We start from the raw sequence: 23,420 nt of genomic DNA, 5'->3' as shown, positions 1-23,420 counted from the left end.
CTCACGACTCACGACTGACGACTCACGTCTCACGTCTCACGCCTCACGATTCACCCCCCCCCATGCGCAACGCCTTTCTCTACCTCCACATTTCAGTCTTTCTCGCCGGGTTTACGGGGATCATAGGAAAATACATCACATTGAATGAGGCGATGCTGGTTTGGTATCGTTTGCTGATCAGTGCGGCAACTATGTGGATATTGTTTTCTTTGCGGGGAAGGATCAAAAAGATACCATTACGGGATATAGCCGGGCTGTTTGGAATTGGTTTATTGGCAGCCTTGCACTGGGTGAGTTTTTTTGGATCCATCAAATACGCCAATGTATCTGTTGCATTGGTATGTTTTTCGTCTGTTGGTTTTTTTACGGCTATTCTTGAACCGATCCTTTACCGCAAAAGGATCGATCCATTTGATCTCTTCCTGGGATTACTGGTGATGCTGGGTATTTTCATCATTTTTCATTTTGATACACGTTATGCTACCGGGATCATTCTGGGTGTGATCTCGGCTTTGTTGCTGGCTTTTGTAATGATTTTTATCCGCCAGTTCGCGGCACGCATCAATACCGAAACCCTGCTTACCTGGCAATTGAGTGGTGGGTTCCTTTCCCTTTCCGCTCTGCTTCCCGTGTACCTGCATTTTTTCCCGGCTACTCAATTCCTGCCCACCACCAATGACTGGATCTGGTTATTGATCCTTTCCTGGTTTTGTTCGGTTATCGCCTTCCAATTAACTACGGCGGCCCTTCGAAAACTCTCCGCCTTTACAGTCAATCTTTCCTTTAACCTCGAACCCGTTTATGGGATCCTGCTGGCTTTTATTCTCTTTCGGGAAAACAAGGACCTGAACCAGGGATTCTTCATCGGCCTTTTCCTGATCATACTTTCCGTCGTCCTCCAGATGGCCCGAATTTTACGGAATAAGCCTCAGGGAACATAGGGCGGAATACCGAAACATCCTATCTTTAAACGACCTAACTAATTGATATGAAGAAAGCCCTTTTTTCCTTCTTTTTCGTGTTACCCCTTATGACCCTTTTTGCCCAAAAAAAGCCGCTTGACCATTCTGTTTATGATGGTTGGCAAAGTATTGGGGAGCGACAGATAAGTCCCAATGGTAAATGGGTCGTCTATACCATCGATGTGCAGGAAGGCGACAATGAATTAGTGATTCAGTCATCCGATGCCCGAAGTAAACTCACCATACCTCGTGGGTATAATGCTACGGTGACCAGTGATAACAGGTATGTGATTTTTAAGATCAAACCGTTATTTAAGGATACCCGTGAAGCAAAGATCAAAAAGAAGAAACCCGAAGAATTTCCAAAGGATTCATTGGGTATTGTGGTACTTGGGAATGATAGCGTGTGGAAGAAACCATTGGTGGCAGGTTTCAAAGTCCCTGAAGTGTTTAATGGCTGGATAGCATACACGCTGGAAAAGGAAAAAGGCAGTGAAAAGGATGGGGCAGACCTGTTGCTCTATCAGGTGGTTAAAAATGAAACACGCAAGTTTAGCCAGGTAGCTGAATACCTGTTTGATAAAAATGGCGACCGGCTTTTGGTTTATCAAACCAAAAAAGCAAAGGATTCACTTGGCATGTCCATGGTACTTTATCATGACATATTTTCCAATCAAACCGACACCCTGAGTAGGGGCGGAGTCGCGTTCAAGAACTTTGTGGTAGCCGAGAATGGCAAACAAGTGGCCTATGTTGCACAACGGGATAGCTCTGAGAAGGCCCTGCAACAATTTTATGGACTCTGGTTCTATCGGGAGGGAATGGATAGTGCCCAGTTGGTGGTAAACCGAAAATCCACCGGGATGCAACTGGGTATGACCGTCAGTGAATTTGGAAATTTAAGTTTTAGCAAAAACAATAATCGTTTATTTTTTGGTTCCTCCGCGATCCTGCCTCCAAAGGATACGACCATTCCGGATATCGATAAGGTAAGTCTGGATATCTGGCATTATAAGGAAGATTATCTGCAAACGGTACAACAGGTGCGTGCCAACCGTGACCTGCGGGAAAGTTTTCTCGCGGTCTATGATATTGAAACCGGCTGGGTAAAACAGCTTGCCTCCCGTGAATTACCCACGGTTATGATGACCAATGAAGGGGATGGGGACCAATTTGTGGGTATCACCGATTTTGGAAAGAGGGTGGAAAGTCAATGGACCGGCAATACCAAAAAAGACATCTACCTGATCGATGTCAATACCGGAAGGGCCAGGCTTATCAAAGAGAACCTGGAAGGAGTGATCGCGCCAAGCTATGTTTCCCCCTCCGGGAAATACGTAGCGTGGTACGATTATAAGAGCAAGGCATATTTTGTACATGATGGCAATACAGCCCATAACCTTACTGCCGGTATTAAGGTGAAATTATATGATGAGGGTCATGATAGTCCCAGTGAACCTTCTCCCTATGGCGGAATGGGCTGGCAAACCGGCGATTCAGCCTTGTTTGTGTATGATCGCTTTGAGATTTGGAAATTGGATCTTACTGGCAAAGCCGCGCCTGTGCGCGTTTTTGCCACCCAGGATCCACGCAAGAAGAATATTGTTATCCGTCGGGTTATAACCGACCGCGAAGAGAAATACATCAAGCCTGAAGAAAGGCAGGTTTTCTCCCTGTTTAGTGAAGAGAACAAGTCATTCCGAATCTGGCAATCATCCCTCAACAAACCCGAGGCTTTGCCTGTTGTGAATACCGGAAATGATTATGGCAATCCAATCAAAGCAAAGGATGCCGAGACCTTTTTATTTACACGGGAAAATTTTCGCGAATCGCCTGATCTTTTTACCCAGGCATCCGGAGGGACAGAAACAAGGCTCTCTGCTATCAATCCTCAGCAGTCGGACTATTGGTGGGGTACTGCAGAACTGATTTCGTGGAAAGCCTATAACGGAAAACAGGCGACCGGGATCGTCTATAAACCTGAGAATTTTGATCCCAAAAAGAAGTACCCGATGATCTGTTACTTCTATGAGGAGATGAGCAATACCCTTCATACTTACTATGCACCGGCTCCCATCCGAAGTGCCATCAATATACCTTTTTACACCAGTCGTGGCTATGTCATTTTCGTTCCGGATATCAAATACAAGATCGGGTATCCCGGACAAGGGGCTTATGATTATGTGGTGAGTGGCGCAAGGGCGGTGGTAAGAAAAGGGTATGTGGACAGTACCCGCATGGCGATTCAGGGACATAGCTGGGGTGGGTATCAGGTAGCCTACCTTATTACGCGGACCAATTTATTTAAGGCTGCCTGGTCGGGCGCTCCAGTGGTGAATATGACGAGTGCCTATGGTGGTATACGCTGGGAATCAGGTCTTAACCGGCAATTCCAGTATGAAAAAACCCAAAGCCGGATCGGTGCAACCCTTTGGGAGAAAAAACAACTCTATCTCGAGAATTCGCCGCTTTTCTATATGGACAGGGTAAAAACACCGGTGGTGATCATGCACAATGATGCCGATGGAGCAGTACCCTGGTACCAGGGAATTGAGATGTTTACGGCCCTGAGACGCCTTGGTAAACAGGTGTGGATGTTGAATTACAATGGGGAAGGGCATGGGTTGACCGTGAGGAAGGACAGGCTGGATTACCAGATTCGTATGCAACAATTCTTCGACTGGATACTTAAAGGCGATAGACCTACCCGGTGGATCACCGAGGGTGTACCCTATCTGGAAAAAGGCAAGGATTGGGGGCTTGAGCAGGTTAACGAAAAATAATTATACGAACGGGCTATAAATTCCGGGTTTCACCTATTTTCTTTGCACTATTAAATTTAAAAACGAACATGAGAAAAATCCTCTTTTCACTGGCCTTCCTCGCCATGTCCATTCTGTCTTATTCCCAGTCACCTTGGGTCAAGCTCACTTTTGATGAGCGCGTAAGCTTTCAGGTTCCTGATTCATTAATGAAGATCGACATGGAGCAAGTGGAGGTTTATACATTGGTTGCCGATGATTCTTCCAGCTATACCGTGACCATTATTGATTTTGTGAATTTCGGACTGGATTCCGCTATGATCCAATCCATGGCTGATACGGATGCTTTTGAAGAGCAATTCAAGACCGGTTTTATGGGCCAGATGGAAGGATCTGAAATGGTCTCCTCCACCCGCGGTAAACTTCAAAAATTTACTACCTATCTGTTTGACCTCAACTACAAAAGTGAAGGAACAGGTGAAATGGAAAAGATGTATGTATACTCTGTTTTTGTTGGTTCCAAAGTGTATAGCTTTACCTACTCAGCCCTGAACCCCTCGAATACCATAAAGGACAAGTTTTTTCAGTCAGTAAAAGTGGATTAGGAAATGCGTTTGCTTCCATTTATTCTCCTGTTCCTGAGTTCCTGCTCGCACAGTATATACGTTGTACGGCATGCAGAGAAGGCTCCGGCTGGTCCCAACATGAATTCGGATGTGCCGCTTTCTGTCCCGGGACAGCAAAGGGCAGAAGACCTGATGAATGTCTTAAAGGATAAAAAAATATCCATCGTCTATTCCACACAAACTGTCAGAACAGTTTCAACAGCCACACCCACAGCCGATCATTTTGGTGTAGCTATCGAACTGTATGGACCGAGACCAGATTCCATTTTTATCTCCAAACTTCTATCACATAAGAAGAACCTGCTGGTAGTGGGACATTCCAATACCGTGGATGATATTGTGAATATGCTTTGTGGAGCAACGAAGGTCGCTGGAGACCTTGGAGATAAAGAGTATGATAATTTGTATGAGGTAAAAGTGAAAGGGAAAAAGAAAATTTTTGTTGGGCGTAAATTCGGGGCGAAGAGCGAGTAGGTGTTGTTGGATGTTGGATGTTAGATGTTGGATGTTGGATCCGGAGTGTTTATACTCTTATCAAATAACATCAAACATCCAACATCCAACATCCGACATCCAACATCTACCGCTAAAACTCCCTTTCCTCATTAAAGCTCTCCAATTCCTTGGCTACGGCTGTCAGGAATGTAGCACCCAGGCTTCCGTCTACAATGCGGTGGTCGTAACTCATGCTGAGATACATCATGTGGCGGATAGCGATGCTGTCACCCTGAGGTGTTTCTACTACTACGGGTCTTTTCTTAATTGCACCTACTGCCAGGACAGCCACCTGTGGTTGATTGATGATCGGTGTACCCATCAGGCTGCCAAAGGTTCCCACATTGGTAAGTGTAAAAGTTCCACCCATGGTATCATCCGGACTGAGTTTACCATTGCGGGCATTGTCTGCCAACTGGTTCACTTTTTTGGTCAGACCAACGAGATTGAGTTGATCGGCACCTTTGATCACCGGAACAATAAGGTTGCCGTTTTGCAGGGCAGTGGCCATGCCGATATTGATATCCTTCTTAATGATGATTCGGTCACCATCCACTGACGAGTTGATCAGCGGAAATTTTTTGATACATTTTACGATCGCTTCGATGAATAACGGGGTAAAAGTGATCTTGGTGTTTTCTCTTTTTTCAAATTCTTTTTTAACCCGGTTACGCCACATCACGATATTCGTAACATCTGCTTCGGTAAAGCTGGTAACATGGGGGCTGGTTTGTTTGCTTTTCACCATGTGATCGGCGATCAGCTTACGCATCCGGTCCATTTCAATGATCTCTACATTGCCGCTATAAGTTGTATTCACTACGGCACTGGAGCTGGAATCAATACGGGAAATGGGGACGGTCAGTTCGGTTGAGGCAGCCTGTTTAGCCGGAGCAGATATAACTTTCCCTGCCCGTTTGTCACTTACATATTGCAGGATATCCTTCTTTGTTACTCTTCCTTCATTTCCCGTTCCTGGCATCCGTTCCAACTCGGCCATGCTCACACCTTCGCTGGCGGCTATGTTCAGGACCAAGGGGGAGTAAAACCGCTGTCCATTGCTGCTGGTCAGCGCAGGTGCTGATTCCACCTGAACGGTCTGGGTAACAGTTGGTGCAGGTGTTGCAGCCGGTACAGGGCTGGGTGTTTGGCTATTGACAATGGGAGCTGGGGTGGCAGCACCTTCAGCGGCACTTGTTTTAATCCTTGCGATCACGGTGCCGATGGGCACTACATCATTTACATTGAAAAGGATCTCCTCGATGACACCTTCGGCCGTGCTTGGTACCTCGCTATCCACTTTATCGGTGGCGATCTCCAGGACGGTTTCATCCATGGCAATCTTATCACCCGGTTGCTTATGCCACTTTAGAATGGTCGCTTCCATGATACTTTCTCCAAGCTTGGGCATGACGAGATCGACGAGGGACATGCTATTCAGTTTAATTTATAGTTATGATCCAAAGGTAAGGCGATTAGCTGCAAGCTTTTAGCTTTTAGCAAAAGGCAGGGCAAAGTTAGGAATTTCCTGCAAATCCTTACAAGTGTTAGCCTGATGGTAGACTTGATTTTTCTATTACTTACTTACTCAATTGTTTCCTAGTATAAATCGCCGTAATAAATCCATCGCCATCTGTGCAGTAATCTCGATATTTTTTTTCCGGTCAAAGCGAAGCTTCAACTGACTGGTAATGACGTTTTCCCGGTCACCAGCAGCGATCCAAACGGTTCCTACCGGTTTTTCAGCAGTCCCTCCGGTTGGTCCCATAATGCCGGAGGTGGCCAAAGCATAGTCGCTATTTGTTTTTTGCAGCACCCCGGCAACCATTTGTTTTACTGTTTCTTCACTGACTGCACCCAGAGTGGTGAGGGTTTCTGAGGAAACATTTAACAACCCTTCTTTTACTGAATTCGCATAACTGACCACACTGCCCTGGAAATAAGCAGAAGAACCCGGGATGCTGGTGATCAGGTGGGCGATATAGCCACCGGTACAACTTTCGGCCGTGGACATGGTTTTGCCTTTTTCCATTAGTAATTCGCCCAGCACTTCTTCCAACCCTTTGTCTTCGTCACTCACCAGGATGTCTTTTACTTTTTCTCTGAGTTGGGCAAACCAATCTTCAATTTCAACGGCCAGTTCATCTTTGTTTTCACCCCTGGCTGTTAAGCGCAACCTCACCATGCCATAATTGGGCAAATAGGCCAATTTGATATGGGGTGGGAGTGCGCTTTCTAAATCATTCAGTCGTTCTGCAATGAAAGACTCACCTTGTCCGGCGGTAAAGGCCGTGCGGTGCAGGATGGCCGGAAGTTTAAATTGCCGGATCAGCCGGGGGATGACCTCTTCGGTCATCAGTCCTTTCATTTCATGAGGCACTCCTGGAAGGGAGACGACCACATTTCCTCCTTTTTCAAACCACATGCCCGGTGCTGTTCCCCGGGCATTGTGCAAAACCGTACAAGTATCCGGCACCTCTGCCTGCTTCAGGTTACGTTCCAATAAAGGCCTCTTAAGCCGGGTAAAGATTTGCGTTACATGTTGCAACACTTCTTCGTTCACAACCATCTTGCCTTGAAAATAGGAGGCCAACAGAGGTTTGGTGATATCATCGGCAGTTGGACCCAGTCCACCTGTGATAAGTACGATCGACGATCGTTGCAGTTCCTGGTCAATGGCGCTCCATATATCGTCCCATACATCACCCACAGCGATCCGGTATCGAACCCAGATGCCTTCCTTATTGAGTTGCTGGGCCATCCAGGCACTGTTGGTATCGATGGTCTGACCGATCAACAGTTCGTCGCCAATGGTGATGATGGATGCGTGAGCCATTAATTAAAAACGATTAAGGATAAAAACAGTAATTTGAATGCAAAGTAATAACCCCGCGGGTATGAAAAAAGTTTTGTTCTTATTGAGTTTGATCGGTTGTCAGTTTTATGTACAGTCCCAATCAACCGGCCAAAAATTAAAACAGGCCTTTTCGGTTTTTGAGAAGGATTCCCAGATGAAACATGGCATCGCCTCACTTTATGTGATCGATGCACAAACGGGCCATGTGGTTTTTGATAAGAACAGCCGGATCGGTCTGGCACCGGCCTCCACCCAGAAGGTGATTGTCGCGGCTACAGCCTATGCCTTGTTGGGAAAGGATTTCAGGTATACGACCGAGTTATGGGTGACCGAAGGGGAAAGAGGAAAAACAGTGGAACTGACCATAGGGGGAAATGGTGATCCTACCCTGGGAAGCTGGCGGTATGCAAGCACAGTGGATTCGCTTTTATTAAAAAAATGGGCCGGGTTGGTAAAATCCCAGTTAGGTGATAAAAGGATTACCGGTATCCGGATATTGGATAGGGACTATGGAGATATTATGTCCATTCCAGGCGGCTATGTATGGGATGATATGGGTAATTATTATGGTGCGGGTTGGTCCTTTGTAAACTGGCGCGAGAATCAATACGATCTTTACCTGAAAAGCCAGATGACCGACGCTCCAGTTATGGTACAGGGCACTTATCCCAAGCAGGACCAGGTTCGGTTCAATAGTCTGGTTACCGGCGGGCAACCGGGTACGGGTGATAATGCCTATATCTTTTGTCCGCCTTACGCCACGCAAGCCACCATACGGGGTACCATTCCCCCGGGAAAGGATTCATTTGTTATATCCGGGGCAAGTCCGGACCCTGCACATACATTGGGTACGGAGTTTTTCCGATATCTCAAGGCTGCAGGACTTAATATTGATTCGGTGATCCGCACCGGTAGGGAGGTTTATTTTGGCGAAGGAACGATTCCATCGGCTTTGGATGGCGGGTTACACCAATCTCCACCGCTGGATTCCATTGTGTATTGGTATTTAAAAAAGAGTGTGAACCTCTATGGAGAGGCGCTCCTGCAAACCCTTCCGGTTAAAAATCATGAGAATATGGATCCGGATGCCCGGTTAAAAGTATTGCAGGATTTCTGGACAGGAAAGGGGATATCGGCGGAAGAGTTGAATCTTTATGATGGTTCGGGTCTTTCCCCGGCCAACCGGGTCACCACCCATGCTCAAGTGGAAATTTTGCGGTATGCTAAAAACCAACCCTGGTTTTATTCCTATAAAGAATCCTTCCCGTTGTACAACGAAATGACCATGAAGAGCGGGACCATTGGCGATGTAAAGGGGTTTACCGGATACCATAAAGCCAGTAATGGTAAAGAATATATATTCTCCTTTCTGGTCAACAATTATAACGGCCCCTCTTCTTTGCTGGTAAAGAAAATGTATAAGGTTTTAGATAACCTGAAGTAATTATAAGGTCTGAAAAAGATTGACCTTCAGATGCATCAGAATGGGTGCAGCAAAGCATCCGATCCAGAGCAGAATAATAGCGATTTTTTCCACTATACTCAGGTCCATGATGATGAGCCGCTGCAACATACCCTGCATGGTGGTGATCACCTTATCTTCCCGGTTGGCATACTGGTATGGTGGGGCTGGAGGAATATCCTTCAGGTCAGGGTGATGTTTGATAAAGACATTGCGCATTTTCCAGTAACCTTCATCTGATATTTCCTCATAATCCACATTGAGGTCAACACCATCGGCTTCGATCTTTTTTATCAGTTTATCATTATCAATATCCGCTTTCAACCGAAGCAGGATATTGATTGGAAAGTACAATAGCAACACAAAGGCCAGCAGGGAGCTGGGATAAATATAACTCCAGTCGAACCAGATCATGAACAAGGCCGAAAGGATCATGAAGGTGCGGCCGATGATATTTTTTTCATCTAAAAAAAGTCGGTGAAGGATCTGCCCACCATCCAACGGGTAGATCGGCAGCAGATTGAGCAGGTTCAGGAACAGGAGCAAGGTAGCCGTCATTGGAAGCAGGGGATGATGGAAATGATCTTGAAACAAAAACATCACGATCCCGAGAAGTATACCCGGAAGCGGACCAGCCAGCAGGATGATAATGGCCTGTCTTTGCGACACTTCATGTTTGGTTCCGGAGGCATAGGCGCCCAGTAAAGGGATAAAGAATATTCCGAGTTCTTTGTAGTTAAACACCTTCATGGCCAGGAAATGCCCCAGTTCATGAAAGATCACGATGCCGGTGATGATCAATAAAAGTTTCCAATCCTGAAAAATGACATAACCCACAACGAGGTAAAGCGCGAGCGAACTCAGGGATTTCACCCACACATTGGTCGATTGGTCATCCAATACAGGTCTTGGAGGAAAGGGCAAAGCCTGTTCCTCTGGCCCATTGTCTGGAGAAGGATCGGGGTCAAATGAAGAAGGTAACAAAGGTTCCTGGCTCATTGAAAATAAGGTTCGAGGGTTTTTCGCAGGGCCTCCGGCATGGTCGTTTTCCTCATTTCTTTTTTATCCATGAAATAAAGAATGATCGTGGCGGTGGTCAGCAATTCCTCCTTTTCGTTGAATACCTCGTGGTGAAACTCGATCTTATGGTGAACCGGTAATTCCTTTAAGGTGGTACGGATAGTGAGGAGGTCATCGTACAGGGCCGGTCGGATAAATCGTGCGTGAACATCGATGATCGGCATGATGACCCCTTCCTTTTCCATATCCGCATAAGTGAATCCCAGTTCCCGGATCGCTTCCGCCCGGGCGGATTCAAAATACGGAAAATAATTGCTGTGGTAAACTACCCCCATCTGATCGGTTTCGGCATACCGAACACGGATATTCGTACTGGATGTGAACATTATTTGCCAATTAGGTTGTCAATACTCCATTTTCCCGGTCCGCAAAGCAATATTCCGGCGAAAACAAAGAGAAATAGCAAGGCGTCTTCCATCTTGGAAAGCGGGCTGTTGCGGTGTGCCATAAATACAATGACCAGGAAAAGAACGACCAGTATAAAGGCAGATAGTCGCGTAAACAGCCCCAGTACCAGAAATAAGGAACAAAATACCTCGGCAAAGATTACCAGGATCAGACTCGCCGTGGGGCCAACCCCAAAAGGATCAAAGAAACGATCCTTTCTTTCCGCAAAATCCATCAGCTTTGGAAGCCCATGTTGTAAAAAGAGTAAAGTGCCAAATCCCGCCCGCAAAAGAAACATCATGCTGTTAAAAGAAAGGTCGGTGTACTTGGTGGAAAATAGTTTTTTCATAATTATACCCCGCAATTTACCACCTTTACCCAAAACTATGTTAAATCATTGGTCTTAAATCACTTTTCCACACCTGTTTGGAACGAACTTTGGATACGGAAGAAATATTTTGAATATTTACGACGTTTATCTTTCAACGGTAAAAGGACATCCAGCATGAAGCAAATCAGCCTCTTATTTACGGCCATATTTACTGGCCTTTTGGTGCATGGACAACAGACAGCAGTAAATGCTGATCCGCAAGAAAAATTCAAGTTGGCCAAGGACCTCTTTCAGAAAGAACAATACAGCCTGGCATATCCGTTGTTAAAGGAATTGGAATCGGGATTGACCGAATCCGTCCGGGCCAATGAAGCGATCATGTCGCAGGAGGTGAAATACTATTTCACGGTATGTGCCCTCAAACAAAATGAGGACAGGGCCGTAGATATGGCCCGCGATTACATCGACCTGGAGAAGAACAATCCCCGGATCCAGCAGTTAGGATTTCATTTAGCAGAGTACCATTACCGCAAGCAGGAATTTGCAACGGCGGTACAACTGTATGAGCAGGCCGGAATAGCCAACCTGAGCAACCGCGAGATCGCGGATATGAAATTTCACCAGGGGTATTCTTACTTCACGCTGCAGCGATTCAATCAGGCCAAGCCTTTATTCAATACCGTGCGGGTATTAAAGGATGATCCAAACTATATCGATGCGAATTACTATTATGGATTTCTTGCTTTTCGCGACAGAAACTACAACGAAGCATTACAAAGCTTCCGGATCGTGGAAAATGAGAAACAATATGCACAGGTAGTTCCCTATTATATCGCCCAGATCTATTACATCCAGGGTAAAAAGGATGAAGCCCTGGCCTATGCTGAAAACAAGATCAAGTCAGGCAATTCCCAGTATTATGACCTTGAACTGAAACAATTGTTAGGGCATGCCTATTTCGAGAAAAAGGAATATGCCAAGGCCCTGCCTTATTTAGAGTCCTATGTGGCCGGAACCAGCAAAGTGACGCGGGAGAACCTCTATGAACTTTCTTATTCCTATTATCAGGGGAAAAACTACAAGAAAGCCATTGAAGGGTTCAAGCAACTGGGCGGAAAGGAAGATTCACTCAGCCAGCATGCCATGTATCTGTTGGGTGATTCCTATCTCAAAACAGGGGAAAAGGCAAATGCCCGGAGTGCGTTCCTGTTTTGTGCCTCCAATAGCAGCAATGCCTCGCAAAAAGAAATCTCCCGCTACCAATATGCCAAGCTTTCCTATGAATTGGGATATCAGGATGAGGCATTAAAAAGCCTTCAATCCTTTCTTGCTGATTACCCTCAATCGACTTATACCCCCGAGGCCAGAGAATTGCTGGTAGGGGTATTGGCCAACACCAATAATTATCGCGATGCCCTCGTGTTATTGGAAGGTATGTCGAACCCAACTCCCAATGCAAAAAGATTCTATCCCCAGATACTTTTTGGTCGTGCCACTGAATTGATCAATGACGGACAGTTGGCCGAAGCCAATACACTGCTGGACAAAGCACTCAAGGCACCCAACAATGAACGGGTATTGCCCTATGTACAATTCTGGAAAGGGGAGATCGCTTATCGCAACAATGACCTGGATAATGCCATTCGGTTTTATAATGGGTATAAAGATGCCGGAGCCCCGACCAATGGAGAGGCCAATGCTAATACAGTTCGGTATAACCTGGGATATTGCTACCTGAGAAAGGAGAATTATCCGGTGGCACTTACCTTCTTTGAATCCTTGTCCAAAAATCCCGCGTTGAATTCAGATCCTTTGACCCAGGATGCCTATCTGCGGACAGCAGATTGCTATTATATGGAAAGGAATTACAACAAGGCCAAACCCATGTATGATAATGTGATCAAGTATTCCTGGCCCGCGGAGGATTATGCAACCTTTCAACTGGCAATGCTGGCCGGTGTGAAAAACACATCGGAAAAGGTGAAGCTGATGAATAACCTTACCCGGAAATTCCCGCGTTCAGGGTTGGTAAACGATGCAAACCTTGAGATCGCTAATGCTTACTTATCCGATGAACGTTTTAGCGAAGCCATTCCTTATCTCGACAAATTGATCAGTGGAAATGATGAACGATTCAAACCACAGGCCTACCTGAAATCGGGAAATGCCTTTTATAATGTCAATAATAACAATGAGGCGCTGACCCGCTATAAAAAGCTGGTGTCCACCTATCCCAATACACAGGAAGCGGAAGATGCGATCGGGAATATCCGCGCCATCTATGTGGAGCAGGGACAGCCGGATGAATTTGCCGGGTTTATGCGTCAGGCAGGACGACCACTGAGTGTTAGCACAGAAGATTCCCTGACCTGGGCTGCGGCAGAGATACAATATGCCAATGGCAATAAGGATGCTGCGTTAAATTCCTTTGGTACCTATCTGCAACGGTTCCCGACAGGCGCCCATGCCCTTGAGGCCAATTTTTACAGCGCCGGCATATATGCCGACCGGAAGAAATGGCCCGAAGCGATCAGCCGTTTTGATTACGTAGCAGAGCGCGCTCCCAATCAATATGCAGAAGCCAGCGTGCTGCAATTATCGCGTATCTCTTTCTTTGAGTTAAAGAACTATGCGCAATCGGAGACCTACTTCAAACAATTGAAGGAACTGGCCAGCAATCAGGAGAATAAATTGGAAGCCATGCGTGGCTTACTCCGCAGCCAATACCAATTGGAGAAATGGACCGAAGCGTTGGATAATGCCAAGGAACTGGTGAATGAAAAGGGGAGTAGCACAGATGACAAGACCCTGGCGAATATGGCTATTGCCAAATCCTATCAGGTAAACCGGCAATATGATCTCGCTATTGCAAATTATAAGTCCGTTGTATCCCTCAACAAAGCTGCTCTGGCTGCCGAGGCCCGATATGAGATCGCAAACAGCTGGCTGGCCCTGAACAGACTGGGTGACGCGGAGAAGGCCGCTTTTGAAGTGATCAATAAATCTGGTTCCTATGATTATTGGGTCACCAAAGCCTATATATTACTGGGCGATGTATTTTTTAAACAGAAGGATTATTTCAATGCCAAAGCGACCTTCCAAAGCATTGTGGACAATAGCCTGAACCCTGACCTCAAAACCGAGGCTCAGACCAAATTGACCAAAGTGATGGAAGAAGAACAATTGGAAAGCAAAGTGAACGGATAATTTAAGTAAAAACGCATTCAAGAAATACCTATGACGAAGGGCTCCCTCCTCTACACGATCGTAATTTTTTCAGGAATGGCCATGGCTATTCCCGCATCGGCGCAGGATACCACCAAAAAGAAATCGGTTGATATCCTATCTGAATTCAAGCCAGTGCTGAAAGAATCAGCGAAGATCAATTTTAATCCATCTCCGGCCCCCAATGACACGACCCGGCCGGTTTTGAATTATAATATCCCCAACCAGAATCTGTTGTTTGCCTACCAACCCGGGACCTTGCAACCCCTTGCCATGGATATCGATTCGGGCGGACGATGGGATAACAGCAGCTATATTAAGGCTGGATTCGGGAGTCTTAAATCACCGTTGGTGGAAGCAGGTTTCTCCTTTGGTGATGGCAAGACCGCTGGTTTGAATATCTATGCCAAACACCTGGCGGCAGAAGGAAAACGGGATTTTCAGGATTTCTCCAATACCCGTGCAATCCTGAGTGGTTTCTTTCAGACAGCAAAGAGTATAGAATGGAATGCAAAATTAGGCATGGAACAGGAGCGGTATAATAAATACGGATACCTTCCTTCTACCCTGACATTTGATAAAGATTCCATACGCAACCGCTTCCAGACCATATCCGGAGCGATCGGTTTTCATAACATCCACAAGACCGAATACGGGATATCCTATAATCCGGATCTGCGGATCGACATCTTTACCGACAACCATAAAACCACAGAGAGCAATACCTTTCTCAATCTTCCTTTGCAAAAGACCATCGGAAAGGTATTTGCCGTCAACCTCGGTATCACCTTTGATCTGACCCGGTTGAAACCCAATGGCAAGGACGCGATCAACAACACCTTGTATTATATTTCACCGGCGGTTCTGTTCAAAACACCCAATATCAATATCCAGGCGGGTATACGTCCATCCTGGGATAACAAGAGTTTTAGAATGTTTCCGAATATCACTGCCGAAGTGGGTACCGAAGACCAACGGTTTACCTTCCAGGCTGGTTGGATCGGATACCTGCGTAAGACCTCTTATCAATACCTGGCTTCGCAGAACCCCTGGTTGTATGTGCCTGATCAGTTGTTGAACTCGGCAATTGATGAACGCTATGCCGGATTCAAAGGTTCGGTGGGTGATCATTTTTCCTATAGTGCTAAAGTTGGTTTCAACCGGATCAAGAATCAACCCCTGTTTGTGAATGATAAGGTTGATGGGAAATCATTTTACACAGTGTATGAACCCAGCATGAATGTATTGCATTTCGGTGCAGAAGTGGGTTACTCTGTTCAGGAGCGGTTTTCGCTTTTGGCTGGAATGACCTTGAACCAGTATTCCAAACTCACAGTAAATGAAAAGGCCTGGGGATTATTGCCGTTGGAAGTAAAGGCAGCCATGCGATTGCAGGTGTTAAAGGACCTTTGGTTAAAGACCGATCTGTTTGCCTGGAGCGGACCCCAATACCAGACGCAACCCGGACCTGCCGATAAATTGAAGGGAGCCTTTGACCTGAGTTCGGGTCTGGAGTTTCGTTTTTCAAAAAGCCTGAACTTCTGGGCTCAATTCAATAATCTATTCAATAATGAATATCAGCGCTGGAACCAATATCCTGTATACGGATTCAATTTCCAGGCTGGAATCATATTCTCCTTTACGCAAAAAGCCATGTAACTATCTTTTAAAAAAGGTTTTAATTGAAAAGTGGAGAAATCCCTAATTTGCCTGCCAAATGAACCTGGACTCCACTTTATATAAATACCTCATCACTACTGGTTCGCTGCCCTTACCGGGTTTGGGAACGTTGCGGGTGAATCAGCAATCTGCGACCTACGATATAGCCGGGAAACAGTTTTTACCGCCAACCTATCATTTTTCGCTGGATCCAGAGGAGAAACAATCTCCGGGTCAGGTATTTGAATGGTTATCTTCTTCCTTAGGGATTGGGGATAGTGAAGCGATTGAATCACTGAATAGTTTTGCCAATCGATTTAAACACGAATTGAGTCAATCGCGCAAGTCCATTTGGAAAGGGGTAGGGGCGTTTAAAAAAGACCTGGCCGGTGTACTTTCCTTTCAATCCGAGGAGATCAATCCACTTGGTTTGAGTCCGGTTCCAGCGGAGAAAGTCATCCATGCTCATGCTTCCCATACAATGCTTGTCGGGGACCAGGAGAAGACCAGCGAGGAAATGACGGCCTGGCTCGAAGAGGAAACTACGCCTCGCAACTGGCCGATGATCCTTGCCTGGGTATTATTGGGGCTATCCCTTCTTTTTTTAGGGTACCATTTCTCCAAAAATGGATTGAATGCGCCTGCTTTTGGCAATGAACAAACCATAGAGACAACCCCCTGATCTTTATTCATTTTCTTTTACCTTGCGGCCATGGATGCACAGGTTCATTATACGGCCTGCCCGGTTTGCGGCGGCCATGGATTTCAACCGGTTTTTTCTGTTCACGACCATACCGTTAGCCAGGAAGATTTTTTGATCCTGGGTTGTACGGAATGTGGGCATCGGTTTACGCAGGATGTACCCGGGCCCGACCGTATCGGCGCTTATTACAAGGCGGAGTCCTACATTTCACATACCAACAGTTCAAAAGGGTTGATCAACCGGATGTACAAGATCGTCAGGGGTTACACCATTGGCTCGAAACGCCGCTGGGTAGAGAAATACACCGGATTGAAAAAGGGGGCTATCCTCGACATTGGCGCAGGAACCGGTTTTTTTATTGCTGAAATGAAGAGTAATGGATGGGTGGTTACAGGCCTGGAACCCGATGCGGAAGCGCGGGCTGTTGCGTTTGACACAAATGGGTTAAAGCTCGAAGGATTGGATACTCTATATCAATTGACACCTGGAACCTATGACGCGATCACCCTCTGGCATGTGCTGGAACATGTGCATGACCTGGAGGGATATGTAAAACGGTTTAATGAACTGCTCAAACCGGAAGGGCGTTTGATCATTGCCGTTCCCAATCATACCAGTCATGATGCAAGAAAATATGGGAAGGATTGGGCGGCTTATGATGTGCCCCGGCACCTTCATCATTTTTCACCGTCCAGCATGAAGCATTTATTAGAAGAACGTGGGTTCTTATTGCAGGAAATGCGGCCTATGTATTTTGATGCGTTTTACGTGAGTCTGTTGAGTAGTAAATACAAGAGTGGGAAAACAACCTGGCTATCGGCCTTTCTTATCGCTTTTGTTTCCAATATCAAAGCATTTTTCCACCGGGAGAAATGCAGCTCGATCACCTACATTTTTAAACAAAAGGCGAATAGCTGATAGCTTTTAGCTATTAGTTTCCAAACTGCACCTCAAATAACTTGGGCCATCTCTTCCCGGTGATGAATATTTTCTTTGTCACCGTATCGTAGGCGATTCCATTGGGTACATCCACCTGGGGGTCGATCTGTTTTACCCGCTGCCAGATATCCGATACATCCGCTTTGCCCATTACCTGTCCGTTCGAAGGATCGATTCGTAATATATAGGGCATGGTCCATTGATTGGCATATACATACCCATTGATGAATTCGAGTTCATTCAGGTTATAGGCCAGTTCTCCGTTTTGATATACACCTTGCGTGCGGAGTAAGCGGAAGGTCTTAGGGTCGTAGAAATAAAGATTGCTGCTTCCATCACTCACGATCATTTCTTTGCCATCGGTGGTGATGCCCCAACCTTCGGTATTGATGGGGAATTCAGCGATCTTTTTAAAAGTGTTGATATCGTAAACAAATACTTTATGTTCTTCCCAGGTCAGTTGAAACAGGGAATCACCCCAGGTAGCAATGCCTTCGCCAAAATATTCGGGTTCCAGATCGATCCGTTTCAATACTTTCCCTGTTTCCAGTTCTACCTTCATGAGGCGTGAATGCCCTCGTTCGCCTGTTCCTTCATAAAAGTCTCCTTTATGAAATACCAGGCCTTGTGTAAAAAAGGCGGTGTCGTGGGGATATTCTTTAATAATCGAATAGGACATGGGCCGGGTAATATCCGGTTTTTGAGGATCAGGGGTATTTCCACCCCCATTGCCCGGGTCATTACACGATGCCACCAGGCTCCATCCGGCGAGTAAGGATATGGCTATGCGCATGGGTCTAATATTCTGACAAAGATAGACTTATGTTTAAAATCCAAGGGGTTAATTCCTCGCTAAATTTTTCAATCTCCCTGCTTTTTTCGTGGCCGGCTTGCAAAATCCGAAAATTGAGGCTATGTTTATGGTGGATTAGGTATCAACTTTTTACTTCTAATTCGCCCTCCGTATCCGGGAAAAATCTTCCCAATAACCATTTTGATCATACCCTGCTAATTCCAATTCCCGCAGAAACCACGTAATCCCCCTGTGGAGCCGTTTTTTTCATTCTTTACCTTTTGAAACAATGATGAAAAAGCTGGCTGGCTTTGTGTTGTCCTTTCTGCTTGTACAATTGATTCATGCTCAACGAAATTGCTCGAGCCATGAGTATGTGCAACGCATGCTTGAAACAGACCCCACTTTTGCCCAACGAATCTCCGAGATCGAACAATTCACGCACCGACTGACCCATCGTACTGTGGAGGTCAATGACCTGCCCGGATCCGCCGCGGATCAACCTGTATTGGTCATACCTGTTGTGGTGCATGTGATCTATCACTATCCCGACGAGAATATTCCTGATTCCCGGATCAGGGACCAGATCGAAATACTAAACCGTGATTTCCGACGCCTGAATGCGGATACCACCAATATCCCTGGTGGGTTTGCTGACCTGTCTGCGGATATTCGTATCGAATTCAAGTTGGCAACCAGTGACCCTAAAGGCAGGGCCACATCAGGTGTGGTGCGCAAATATTCTCCCCTTACCAAGTGGAAGATGGATGATAAGGTAAAATTTGATGACGAGTTAGGCTCCGATGCCTGGGATGCCTCTCAATACCTGAATATCTGGGTTTGTAATATGGATGACCTTTTGGGTTATGCTAGTTTCCCCGGCACCCCGCTGGAACGTGATGGCATCGTGATCAATTACAAGGCCTTTGGCCCTGTTGGATATTTCTCGCAATACAATAAAGGCCGTACCACCGTACATGAAGTGGGTCACTGGCTTAATCTACGGCATATCTGGGGCGACTCAGATTGCGGGGATGACCTGGTAGGGGATACCCCTCCGCAACGAAGCTATACGCCCGGCTGTCCCTCTGGTGTCAGAGTAACCTGTAACAACGCATCGAACGGTGGGGATATGTACATGAACTATATGGATTTTACCAGTGATGCCTGTGTAAATATGTTCACTTACGGACAGAAGCAGCGGATGCGAACCCTATTTGAGGAAGGCGGGCCACGTCATTCATTCCTTAATTCACGCGGGTTGGCTGACCCGATCCTGGAGGAAGGCAGTCTCCCCGATAATACGCCCAGATGGCTTCATATCAAGCTATATCCCAATCCAGCCAATAGTACGGTGACGATGAATTTTCAATATGATGTTCGGTGGATCGGAAAGGAATTGCGTGTGACCGACCTCTCCGGACGGATTATCCTCCGCACAACAATCTCTCACGCCATACATACGGTTGATATCAGCCGTCTTGCTCCTGGCGTTTACTTTATCGATGGAGAAAAGGAGGGAGAGAAAATGCGGGAGAAGTTCATTAAGCTTTGACCTTGATTTAAGGATTAAAGGATTGCCCAGGATTTGACCAGGATTTAAAGATTAGAGGATTACAGGATTAAATGACTGAAGGATTGAGAGGTAAATTAAATTTTACCCCTCAATCCTTCAGTTATTTAATCAATTCATCAATGAATCCTGGCAATCTTCCAATCTTTAAATCCTGGTCAAAGATGAATGGCCTCTCCATACGCCACCTCAATTGCATCCTTCACGCTTTCGCTAATGGTGGGGTGGGGGTGAATGCTATTCAATACTTCGTGATAGGTTGTTTCCAGTTTACGGGCAGTTACAGTTTGCGCAATGATCTCGGTAACATTGTAACCGATCATGTGCGTACCCAGCCACTCTCCATATTTGGCATCAAAGATCACTTTTACAAATCCTTCCGGATGACCGGCAGCCGAGGCTTTGCCACTGGCGCTTAACGGGAATTTCCCCACTTTGATTTCATAACCGGCTTCCTTGGCTTGTTTTTCGGTAAAACCTACGGATGCGATCTCGGGAACGCAATAGGTACAGCCCGGTACATTGCCATAATCGAGTGCTTCGGGTTTGTGGGCATATTTCTTTTCGCCAAAGGCGATATTCTCGATACAGATGATCCCTTCTTTAGAGGCTACGTGGGCCAGTGCCTGCCCGGGAACACAGTCTCCGATGGCATAGATACCAGGTATATTGGTTTGATAAAATTTATCAACCATGATCCGGCCCTTATCTGTTTTTACTCCCAGGGTTTCCAAACCGATATTTTCGATATTGGCGGCCACACCAACAGCACTCAGCAATACATCTGCTTCGAGTGTGACTTCGCCACTGGCGGTTTTCACGGTGGCTTTTACACCGGCGCCTGCTGTATCCACCTTGGTCACTTCGCTGCTGGTCATGATCTCAATACCTTTTTTCTTAAGGCTTTTTTCCAGTTCTTTTGAAATATCCTCATCTTCTACCGGAACGATCCGGGGCATGAATTCAACAATGGTCACTTTCGTACCGATGGTATTATAGAAGTAGCCAAATTCAACTCCAATGGCGCCACTGCCCACGATGATCATGCTCTTTGGTTGGGTAGGTAGGGACATGGCTTCGCGGTAACCAAAGATCTTTTTGCCATCCTGTTTGAGGGCAGGGAGTTCGCGGCTGCGACCACCCGTGGCAATGATGATATTACGGCCTTCCACCACGGTTTTGCTGCCGTCTGCTGCCGTTACCTCAACCTGGCCTTTGGCTTTTAATTTGCCATAGCCCATTACCACATCGATCTTATTCTTTTTCATGAGGAATTGAACCCCTTTGCTCATTTTATCGGCCACCCCACGGCTCCGCTTTATCACCGCATCAAATTGGTGGGTTCCCGTTGCCTCGATCCCAAAATCTTTGGCATGTTGGATATATTCCATCACCTGGGCCGATTTCAACAAGGCCTTGGTGGGGATACAGCCCCAGTTAAGACAAATTCCACCCAGACTTTCCTTTTCGATGATCGCGGTCTTTAACCCCAGTTGGGATGCCCGGATCGCTGCCACGTAACCACCTGGTCCACTGCCAATTACAACGATATCGTATGCCATAAGATGTAGATTGAGTTTGAATTGAGAAGCGAAGTTATTTGAAATGAGGGAATTGGCAAAAGGCGGGATGGGGGAGAGGTGGGGCGGGAGGCGTGAGGCGTGAGTGGTGAGACGTGAAACGTGAAACGTGAGATTGGACCCTGCTCACGTCTCACGCCTCACCACTCACCACTCACCACTCACGTCTCACGTTTCACGCCTCACGATTACCCTTTCAACCTATTTCTCCCACAATCCCAGACTTTTTTTCTTTATTTCCAGTACTTTCCCTACCTTTGCCGTCCCAAAAATTTGAATCGTCATGGCAAGAGTATGTCAGATCACAGGTAAGGTTCCGATGACCGGTAACAAGGTGTCGCACTCGAACATCAAGACCAAGCGTCGTTTTCTGCCGAATTTGCAGACAAAGCGGTTCTTCCTGGCTGAGGAGGATAAATGGATCACTTTGAAAGTATCTGCGGATGGTATCAGAACCATCAACAAACGCGGACTTCTCAGTGTGGTTAAAGAATTGAGGTCTAAGGGACAACACATTTAATCGTATCAAACGTAAATAATCATGGCAAAGAAAGGAAACCGTGTACAGGTAATTCTGGAATGCACCGAGCACAAGACCAGCGGTCAGCCCGGTACTAGCCGGTACATTACGGTGAAAAACAAAAAGAACAACCCTGAGCGTCTGGAGTTGAAAAAATTCAATCCCATCCTCAAGAAAGTGACCGTTCACAAAGAAATTAAGTAAGAGACCTTAACTCATTAAGATATGGCAAAAGCAGCAAAAACAGCGATCAAAAGTAAAGATGCCCGTGCGGCCGCTGAAGCAAAGAACTGGACCAAAGTGATCAAGTCTGTTCGTAGTCCTAAGACCGGTGCCTATACCTTCAAGGAAGCCATCGTTCACAAGGATAAGATCAAGGATTATCTGGCTCAAAAATAATTTCGCGCCATTGCAAATTATACAGAAGCTATTCGTAACCGCGAATGGCTTTTGTTGTTTAAATAATCAATCCCAATTCAATCCTTATGGGTTTCTTCAATAAACTTTTTGGGAAAAAGGAAAAGGAAAGCCTCGACCAGGGTCTGCAAAAGACGAAGGAGAATTTCCTGAGCCGTATCACCAAAGCCGTTGCAGGAAAAACAACCGTGGATGCCGAGGTACTCGACAACCTGGAAGAAGCCCTGGTAAGTGCCGATGTAGGCATTGATACCACCGTTAAGATCATTGAACGAATTGAAAAAAGGGTTGCGCGGGACAAATACATGAATACCTCGGAGCTGAACAAGATGCTCCAGGAAGAGATTGAGCATATTCTGGTAGATGCACCCGCGGCAAATAGTTATGCCTTCGATTCCGAACTGCCAGCCAAACCCTATATCATTTTGGTGGTAGGCGTAAATGGGGTGGGGAAAACCACCACCATTGGCAAACTCGCCCATAATTTTAAATCAGCCGGAAAATCGGTGTTGCTTGGCGCTGCCGATACCTTTCGCGCAGCGGCGGTGGATCAATTGACCATCTGGAGTGAACGGGCGGGTGTACCGATCGTAAAACAGGACATGGGCAGCGACCCTGCCGCCGTGGCTTTCGATACGGTCCAAAGTGCCGTTTCCCGAAACAGTGATGTGGTTCTGATCGATACCGCAGGACGCTTACACAACAAAGCCCATCTGATGGACGAGCTGAGTAAGATCAAGCGGGTCATTCAAAAGGTAATACCCGATGCTCCCCATGAAGTGCTGCTGGTGCTCGATGGAAGTACCGGACAGAATGCTTTGGAACAGGCCAAACATTTTACAGCAGCGACGGATGTAACTGCCCTGGCGATCACCAAACTCGATGGTACAGCCAAAGGAGGTGTGGTACTCGCCATCGCCAATCAGTTTCATATACCAGTAAAATTTATCGGGGTTGGAGAAAAGATGGAGGACTTACTGGTGTTTAATAAACATGAGTTTGTGGATTCCTTATTTAAAACACGAAATTAATTCGTGAAATTCGTGTTA

Annotated in this window: 22 protein-coding genes; 14 read left to right on the top strand and 8 right to left on the bottom strand. The window is 46.3% G+C overall.

Annotated features, from left to right (window positions below):
• The first annotated feature begins 62 nt into the window (after positions 1-62).
• The 4 genes from J0M30_12065 to J0M30_12050 all read left to right on the top strand — a co-directional run bounded on the left by J0M30_12065 (position 63) and on the right by J0M30_12050 (position 4,824).
• Complete coding sequence (locus J0M30_12065) at positions 63-941, top strand: DMT family transporter (GenBank protein ID MBN8668232.1); 879 nt, start codon at positions 63-65, stop codon at positions 939-941.
• A gap of 47 nt (positions 942-988) precedes the next feature.
• Positions 989-3,745, top strand: coding sequence for a S9 family peptidase (locus tag J0M30_12060; GenBank protein MBN8668231.1), 2,757 nt, complete (start codon positions 989-991; stop codon positions 3,743-3,745).
• A gap of 68 nt (positions 3,746-3,813) precedes the next feature.
• The gene (locus J0M30_12055) at positions 3,814-4,329 is read left to right on the top strand and encodes a hypothetical protein (GenBank protein ID MBN8668230.1); all 516 of its coding nucleotides are present in this window, start codon (positions 3,814-3,816) and stop codon (positions 4,327-4,329) included.
• Positions 4,330-4,332: 3 nt separating this feature from the next.
• The gene (locus J0M30_12050; protein MBN8668229.1) at positions 4,333-4,824 is read left to right on the top strand and encodes a histidine phosphatase family protein; all 492 of its coding nucleotides are present in this window, start codon (positions 4,333-4,335) and stop codon (positions 4,822-4,824) included.
• A 112-nt stretch (positions 4,825-4,936) separates the two neighbouring features.
• Here the strand turns inward: J0M30_12050 and J0M30_12045 are convergent, their stop codons facing one another.
• Both J0M30_12045 and J0M30_12040 read right to left on the bottom strand, forming a co-directional pair.
• On the bottom strand, positions 4,937-6,277 hold the full coding sequence (locus tag J0M30_12045; GenBank protein MBN8668228.1) for a 2-oxo acid dehydrogenase subunit E2: 1,341 nt from the start codon (positions 6,275-6,277) through the stop codon (positions 4,937-4,939).
• Between the two features lie 156 nt (positions 6,278-6,433).
• Positions 6,434-7,681 carry a competence/damage-inducible protein A gene (locus J0M30_12040; GenBank protein MBN8668227.1) on the bottom strand — a complete coding sequence of 416 codons (1,248 nt, stop codon included), beginning with the start codon at positions 7,679-7,681 and terminating at the stop codon, positions 6,434-6,436.
• A 61-nt stretch (positions 7,682-7,742) separates the two neighbouring features.
• On the opposite strand from J0M30_12040, the gene dacB reads away from it, so the two are divergent.
• The gene (gene dacB, locus J0M30_12035) at positions 7,743-9,146 is read left to right on the top strand and encodes a D-alanyl-D-alanine carboxypeptidase/D-alanyl-D-alanine-endopeptidase (protein MBN8668226.1); all 1,404 of its coding nucleotides are present in this window, start codon (positions 7,743-7,745) and stop codon (positions 9,144-9,146) included.
• On the opposite strand, the gene J0M30_12030 is transcribed toward dacB, so the two are convergent.
• From J0M30_12030 to J0M30_12020, 3 genes are read right to left on the bottom strand one after another with little or no spacing between them, the layout of a single operon-like run.
• The gene (locus J0M30_12030; protein ID MBN8668225.1) at positions 9,147-10,163 is read right to left on the bottom strand and encodes a hypothetical protein; all 1,017 of its coding nucleotides are present in this window, start codon (positions 10,161-10,163) and stop codon (positions 9,147-9,149) included. It abuts the gene before it with no gap.
• Positions 10,160-10,570, bottom strand: a complete 411-nt coding sequence (locus J0M30_12025; protein ID MBN8668224.1) for an acyl-CoA thioesterase — start codon at positions 10,568-10,570, stop codon at positions 10,160-10,162. Before J0M30_12025 ends, J0M30_12030 begins: the two co-directional genes overlap by 4 nt.
• Positions 10,570-10,980: a DoxX family protein gene (locus tag J0M30_12020; GenBank protein MBN8668223.1), complete on the bottom strand. Its 411-nt coding sequence runs from the start codon at positions 10,978-10,980 to the stop codon at positions 10,570-10,572. The genes J0M30_12025 and J0M30_12020 overlap by 1 nt, the downstream gene beginning before the upstream one ends.
• A gap of 156 nt (positions 10,981-11,136) precedes the next feature.
• Between J0M30_12020 and J0M30_12015 the strand changes: the two genes are divergently transcribed.
• From J0M30_12015 to J0M30_12000, 4 genes are read left to right on the top strand one after another with little or no spacing between them, the layout of a single operon-like run.
• A complete protein-coding gene (locus J0M30_12015; protein ID MBN8668222.1) occupies positions 11,137-14,169 on the top strand; it encodes a tetratricopeptide repeat protein in 3,033 nt (1,010 codons plus the stop codon).
• A gap of 30 nt (positions 14,170-14,199) precedes the next feature.
• Entirely contained in the window at positions 14,200-15,846 is a 1,647-nt protein-coding gene (locus J0M30_12010) for a hypothetical protein (GenBank protein ID MBN8668221.1), read from the top strand.
• Positions 15,847-15,904: 58 nt separating this feature from the next.
• On the top strand, positions 15,905-16,528 hold the full coding sequence (locus J0M30_12005) for a hypothetical protein (GenBank protein ID MBN8668220.1): 624 nt from the start codon (positions 15,905-15,907) through the stop codon (positions 16,526-16,528).
• Between the two features lie 30 nt (positions 16,529-16,558).
• Complete coding sequence (locus J0M30_12000; GenBank protein MBN8668219.1) at positions 16,559-17,467, top strand: class I SAM-dependent methyltransferase; 909 nt, start codon at positions 16,559-16,561, stop codon at positions 17,465-17,467.
• A 13-nt stretch (positions 17,468-17,480) separates the two neighbouring features.
• Here J0M30_12000 and J0M30_11995 read toward each other — a convergent pair whose 3' ends face one another.
• Entirely contained in the window at positions 17,481-18,281 is an 801-nt protein-coding gene (locus tag J0M30_11995; protein ID MBN8668218.1) for a glutaminyl-peptide cyclotransferase, read from the bottom strand.
• Positions 18,282-18,555: 274 nt separating this feature from the next.
• A complete protein-coding gene (locus tag J0M30_11990; GenBank protein ID MBN8668217.1) occupies positions 18,556-18,813 on the bottom strand; it encodes a hypothetical protein in 258 nt (85 codons plus the stop codon).
• Here J0M30_11990 and J0M30_11985 point away from each other — a divergent pair.
• Positions 18,808-19,836: a T9SS type A sorting domain-containing protein gene (locus tag J0M30_11985; protein MBN8668216.1), complete on the top strand. Its 1,029-nt coding sequence runs from the start codon at positions 18,808-18,810 to the stop codon at positions 19,834-19,836. The two genes, J0M30_11990 and J0M30_11985, sit on opposite strands and share 6 nt — an antisense overlap.
• Before the next feature lie 176 nt (positions 19,837-20,012).
• Here J0M30_11985 and lpdA read toward each other — a convergent pair whose 3' ends face one another.
• On the bottom strand, positions 20,013-21,416 hold the full coding sequence (lpdA, locus tag J0M30_11980) for a dihydrolipoyl dehydrogenase (GenBank protein ID MBN8668215.1): 1,404 nt from the start codon (positions 21,414-21,416) through the stop codon (positions 20,013-20,015).
• 301 nt (positions 21,417-21,717) lie between these two features.
• Here lpdA and rpmB point away from each other — a divergent pair, with 301 nt between their 5' ends.
• The 4 genes from rpmB to ftsY all read left to right on the top strand — a co-directional run bounded on the left by rpmB (position 21,718) and on the right by ftsY (position 23,402).
• Positions 21,718-21,954, top strand: coding sequence for a 50S ribosomal protein L28 (gene rpmB / locus J0M30_11975; protein ID MBN8668214.1), 237 nt, complete (start codon positions 21,718-21,720; stop codon positions 21,952-21,954).
• A gap of 21 nt (positions 21,955-21,975) precedes the next feature.
• Entirely contained in the window at positions 21,976-22,158 is a 183-nt protein-coding gene (gene rpmG / locus J0M30_11970; GenBank protein MBN8668213.1) for a 50S ribosomal protein L33, read from the top strand.
• A 21-nt stretch (positions 22,159-22,179) separates the two neighbouring features.
• Positions 22,180-22,353 carry a DUF4295 family protein gene (locus J0M30_11965; GenBank protein MBN8668212.1) on the top strand — a complete coding sequence of 58 codons (174 nt, stop codon included), beginning with the start codon at positions 22,180-22,182 and terminating at the stop codon, positions 22,351-22,353.
• Between the two features lie 86 nt (positions 22,354-22,439).
• Positions 22,440-23,402, top strand: coding sequence for a signal recognition particle-docking protein FtsY (gene ftsY / locus J0M30_11960; GenBank protein ID MBN8668211.1), 963 nt, complete (start codon positions 22,440-22,442; stop codon positions 23,400-23,402).
• Positions 23,403-23,420 lie beyond the last annotated feature (18 nt).

This window comes from Chitinophagales bacterium (assembly GCA_017303415.1).
Taxonomy (GTDB): domain Bacteria; phylum Bacteroidota; class Bacteroidia; order Chitinophagales; family Chitinophagaceae; genus SpSt-398.
The sequence above is the reverse complement of the archived record's forward strand: the minus strand, read 5'-3'. Positions and strand labels throughout refer to the sequence as shown.

What these genes read in the sequence shown, in the direction of transcription:
- J0M30_11990 (MBN8668217.1), bottom strand. Translation starts at nt 18,813, where the DNA reads ATGCACCACAACAGGTATGACCAATACAGGTTGATCCGCGGCGGATCC.
- J0M30_12065 (MBN8668232.1), top strand. Translation starts at nt 63, where the DNA reads ATGCGCAACGCCTTTCTCTACCTCCACATTTCAGTCTTTCTCGCCGGG.
- J0M30_12010 (MBN8668221.1), top strand. Translation starts at nt 14,200, where the DNA reads ATGACGAAGGGCTCCCTCCTCTACACGATCGTAATTTTTTCAGGAATG.
- J0M30_12050 (MBN8668229.1), top strand. Translation starts at nt 4,333, where the DNA reads ATGCGTTTGCTTCCATTTATTCTCCTGTTCCTGAGTTCCTGCTCGCAC.
- lpdA (MBN8668215.1), bottom strand. Translation starts at nt 21,416, where the DNA reads ATGGCATACGATATCGTTGTAATTGGCAGTGGACCAGGTGGTTACGTG.
- J0M30_12055 (MBN8668230.1), top strand. Translation starts at nt 3,814, where the DNA reads ATGAGAAAAATCCTCTTTTCACTGGCCTTCCTCGCCATGTCCATTCTG.
- J0M30_11995 (MBN8668218.1), bottom strand. Translation starts at nt 18,281, where the DNA reads ATGCGCATAGCCATATCCTTACTCGCCGGATGGAGCCTGGTGGCATCG.
- J0M30_12060 (MBN8668231.1), top strand. Translation starts at nt 989, where the DNA reads ATGAAGAAAGCCCTTTTTTCCTTCTTTTTCGTGTTACCCCTTATGACC.
- J0M30_12045 (MBN8668228.1), bottom strand. Translation starts at nt 6,277, where the DNA reads ATGTCCCTCGTCGATCTCGTCATGCCCAAGCTTGGAGAAAGTATCATG.
- J0M30_12030 (MBN8668225.1), bottom strand. Translation starts at nt 10,163, where the DNA reads ATGAGCCAGGAACCTTTGTTACCTTCTTCATTTGACCCCGATCCTTCT.
- J0M30_12015 (MBN8668222.1), top strand. Translation starts at nt 11,137, where the DNA reads ATGAAGCAAATCAGCCTCTTATTTACGGCCATATTTACTGGCCTTTTG.
- J0M30_12020 (MBN8668223.1), bottom strand. Translation starts at nt 10,980, where the DNA reads ATGAAAAAACTATTTTCCACCAAGTACACCGACCTTTCTTTTAACAGC.
- rpmB (MBN8668214.1), top strand. Translation starts at nt 21,718, where the DNA reads ATGGCAAGAGTATGTCAGATCACAGGTAAGGTTCCGATGACCGGTAAC.
- rpmG (MBN8668213.1), top strand. Translation starts at nt 21,976, where the DNA reads ATGGCAAAGAAAGGAAACCGTGTACAGGTAATTCTGGAATGCACCGAG.
- J0M30_12025 (MBN8668224.1), bottom strand. Translation starts at nt 10,570, where the DNA reads ATGTTCACATCCAGTACGAATATCCGTGTTCGGTATGCCGAAACCGAT.
- J0M30_12000 (MBN8668219.1), top strand. Translation starts at nt 16,559, where the DNA reads ATGGATGCACAGGTTCATTATACGGCCTGCCCGGTTTGCGGCGGCCAT.
- dacB (MBN8668226.1), top strand. Translation starts at nt 7,743, where the DNA reads ATGAAAAAAGTTTTGTTCTTATTGAGTTTGATCGGTTGTCAGTTTTAT.
- J0M30_12005 (MBN8668220.1), top strand. Translation starts at nt 15,905, where the DNA reads ATGAACCTGGACTCCACTTTATATAAATACCTCATCACTACTGGTTCG.
- J0M30_12040 (MBN8668227.1), bottom strand. Translation starts at nt 7,681, where the DNA reads ATGGCTCACGCATCCATCATCACCATTGGCGACGAACTGTTGATCGGT.
- J0M30_11965 (MBN8668212.1), top strand. Translation starts at nt 22,180, where the DNA reads ATGGCAAAAGCAGCAAAAACAGCGATCAAAAGTAAAGATGCCCGTGCG.
- ftsY (MBN8668211.1), top strand. Translation starts at nt 22,440, where the DNA reads ATGGGTTTCTTCAATAAACTTTTTGGGAAAAAGGAAAAGGAAAGCCTC.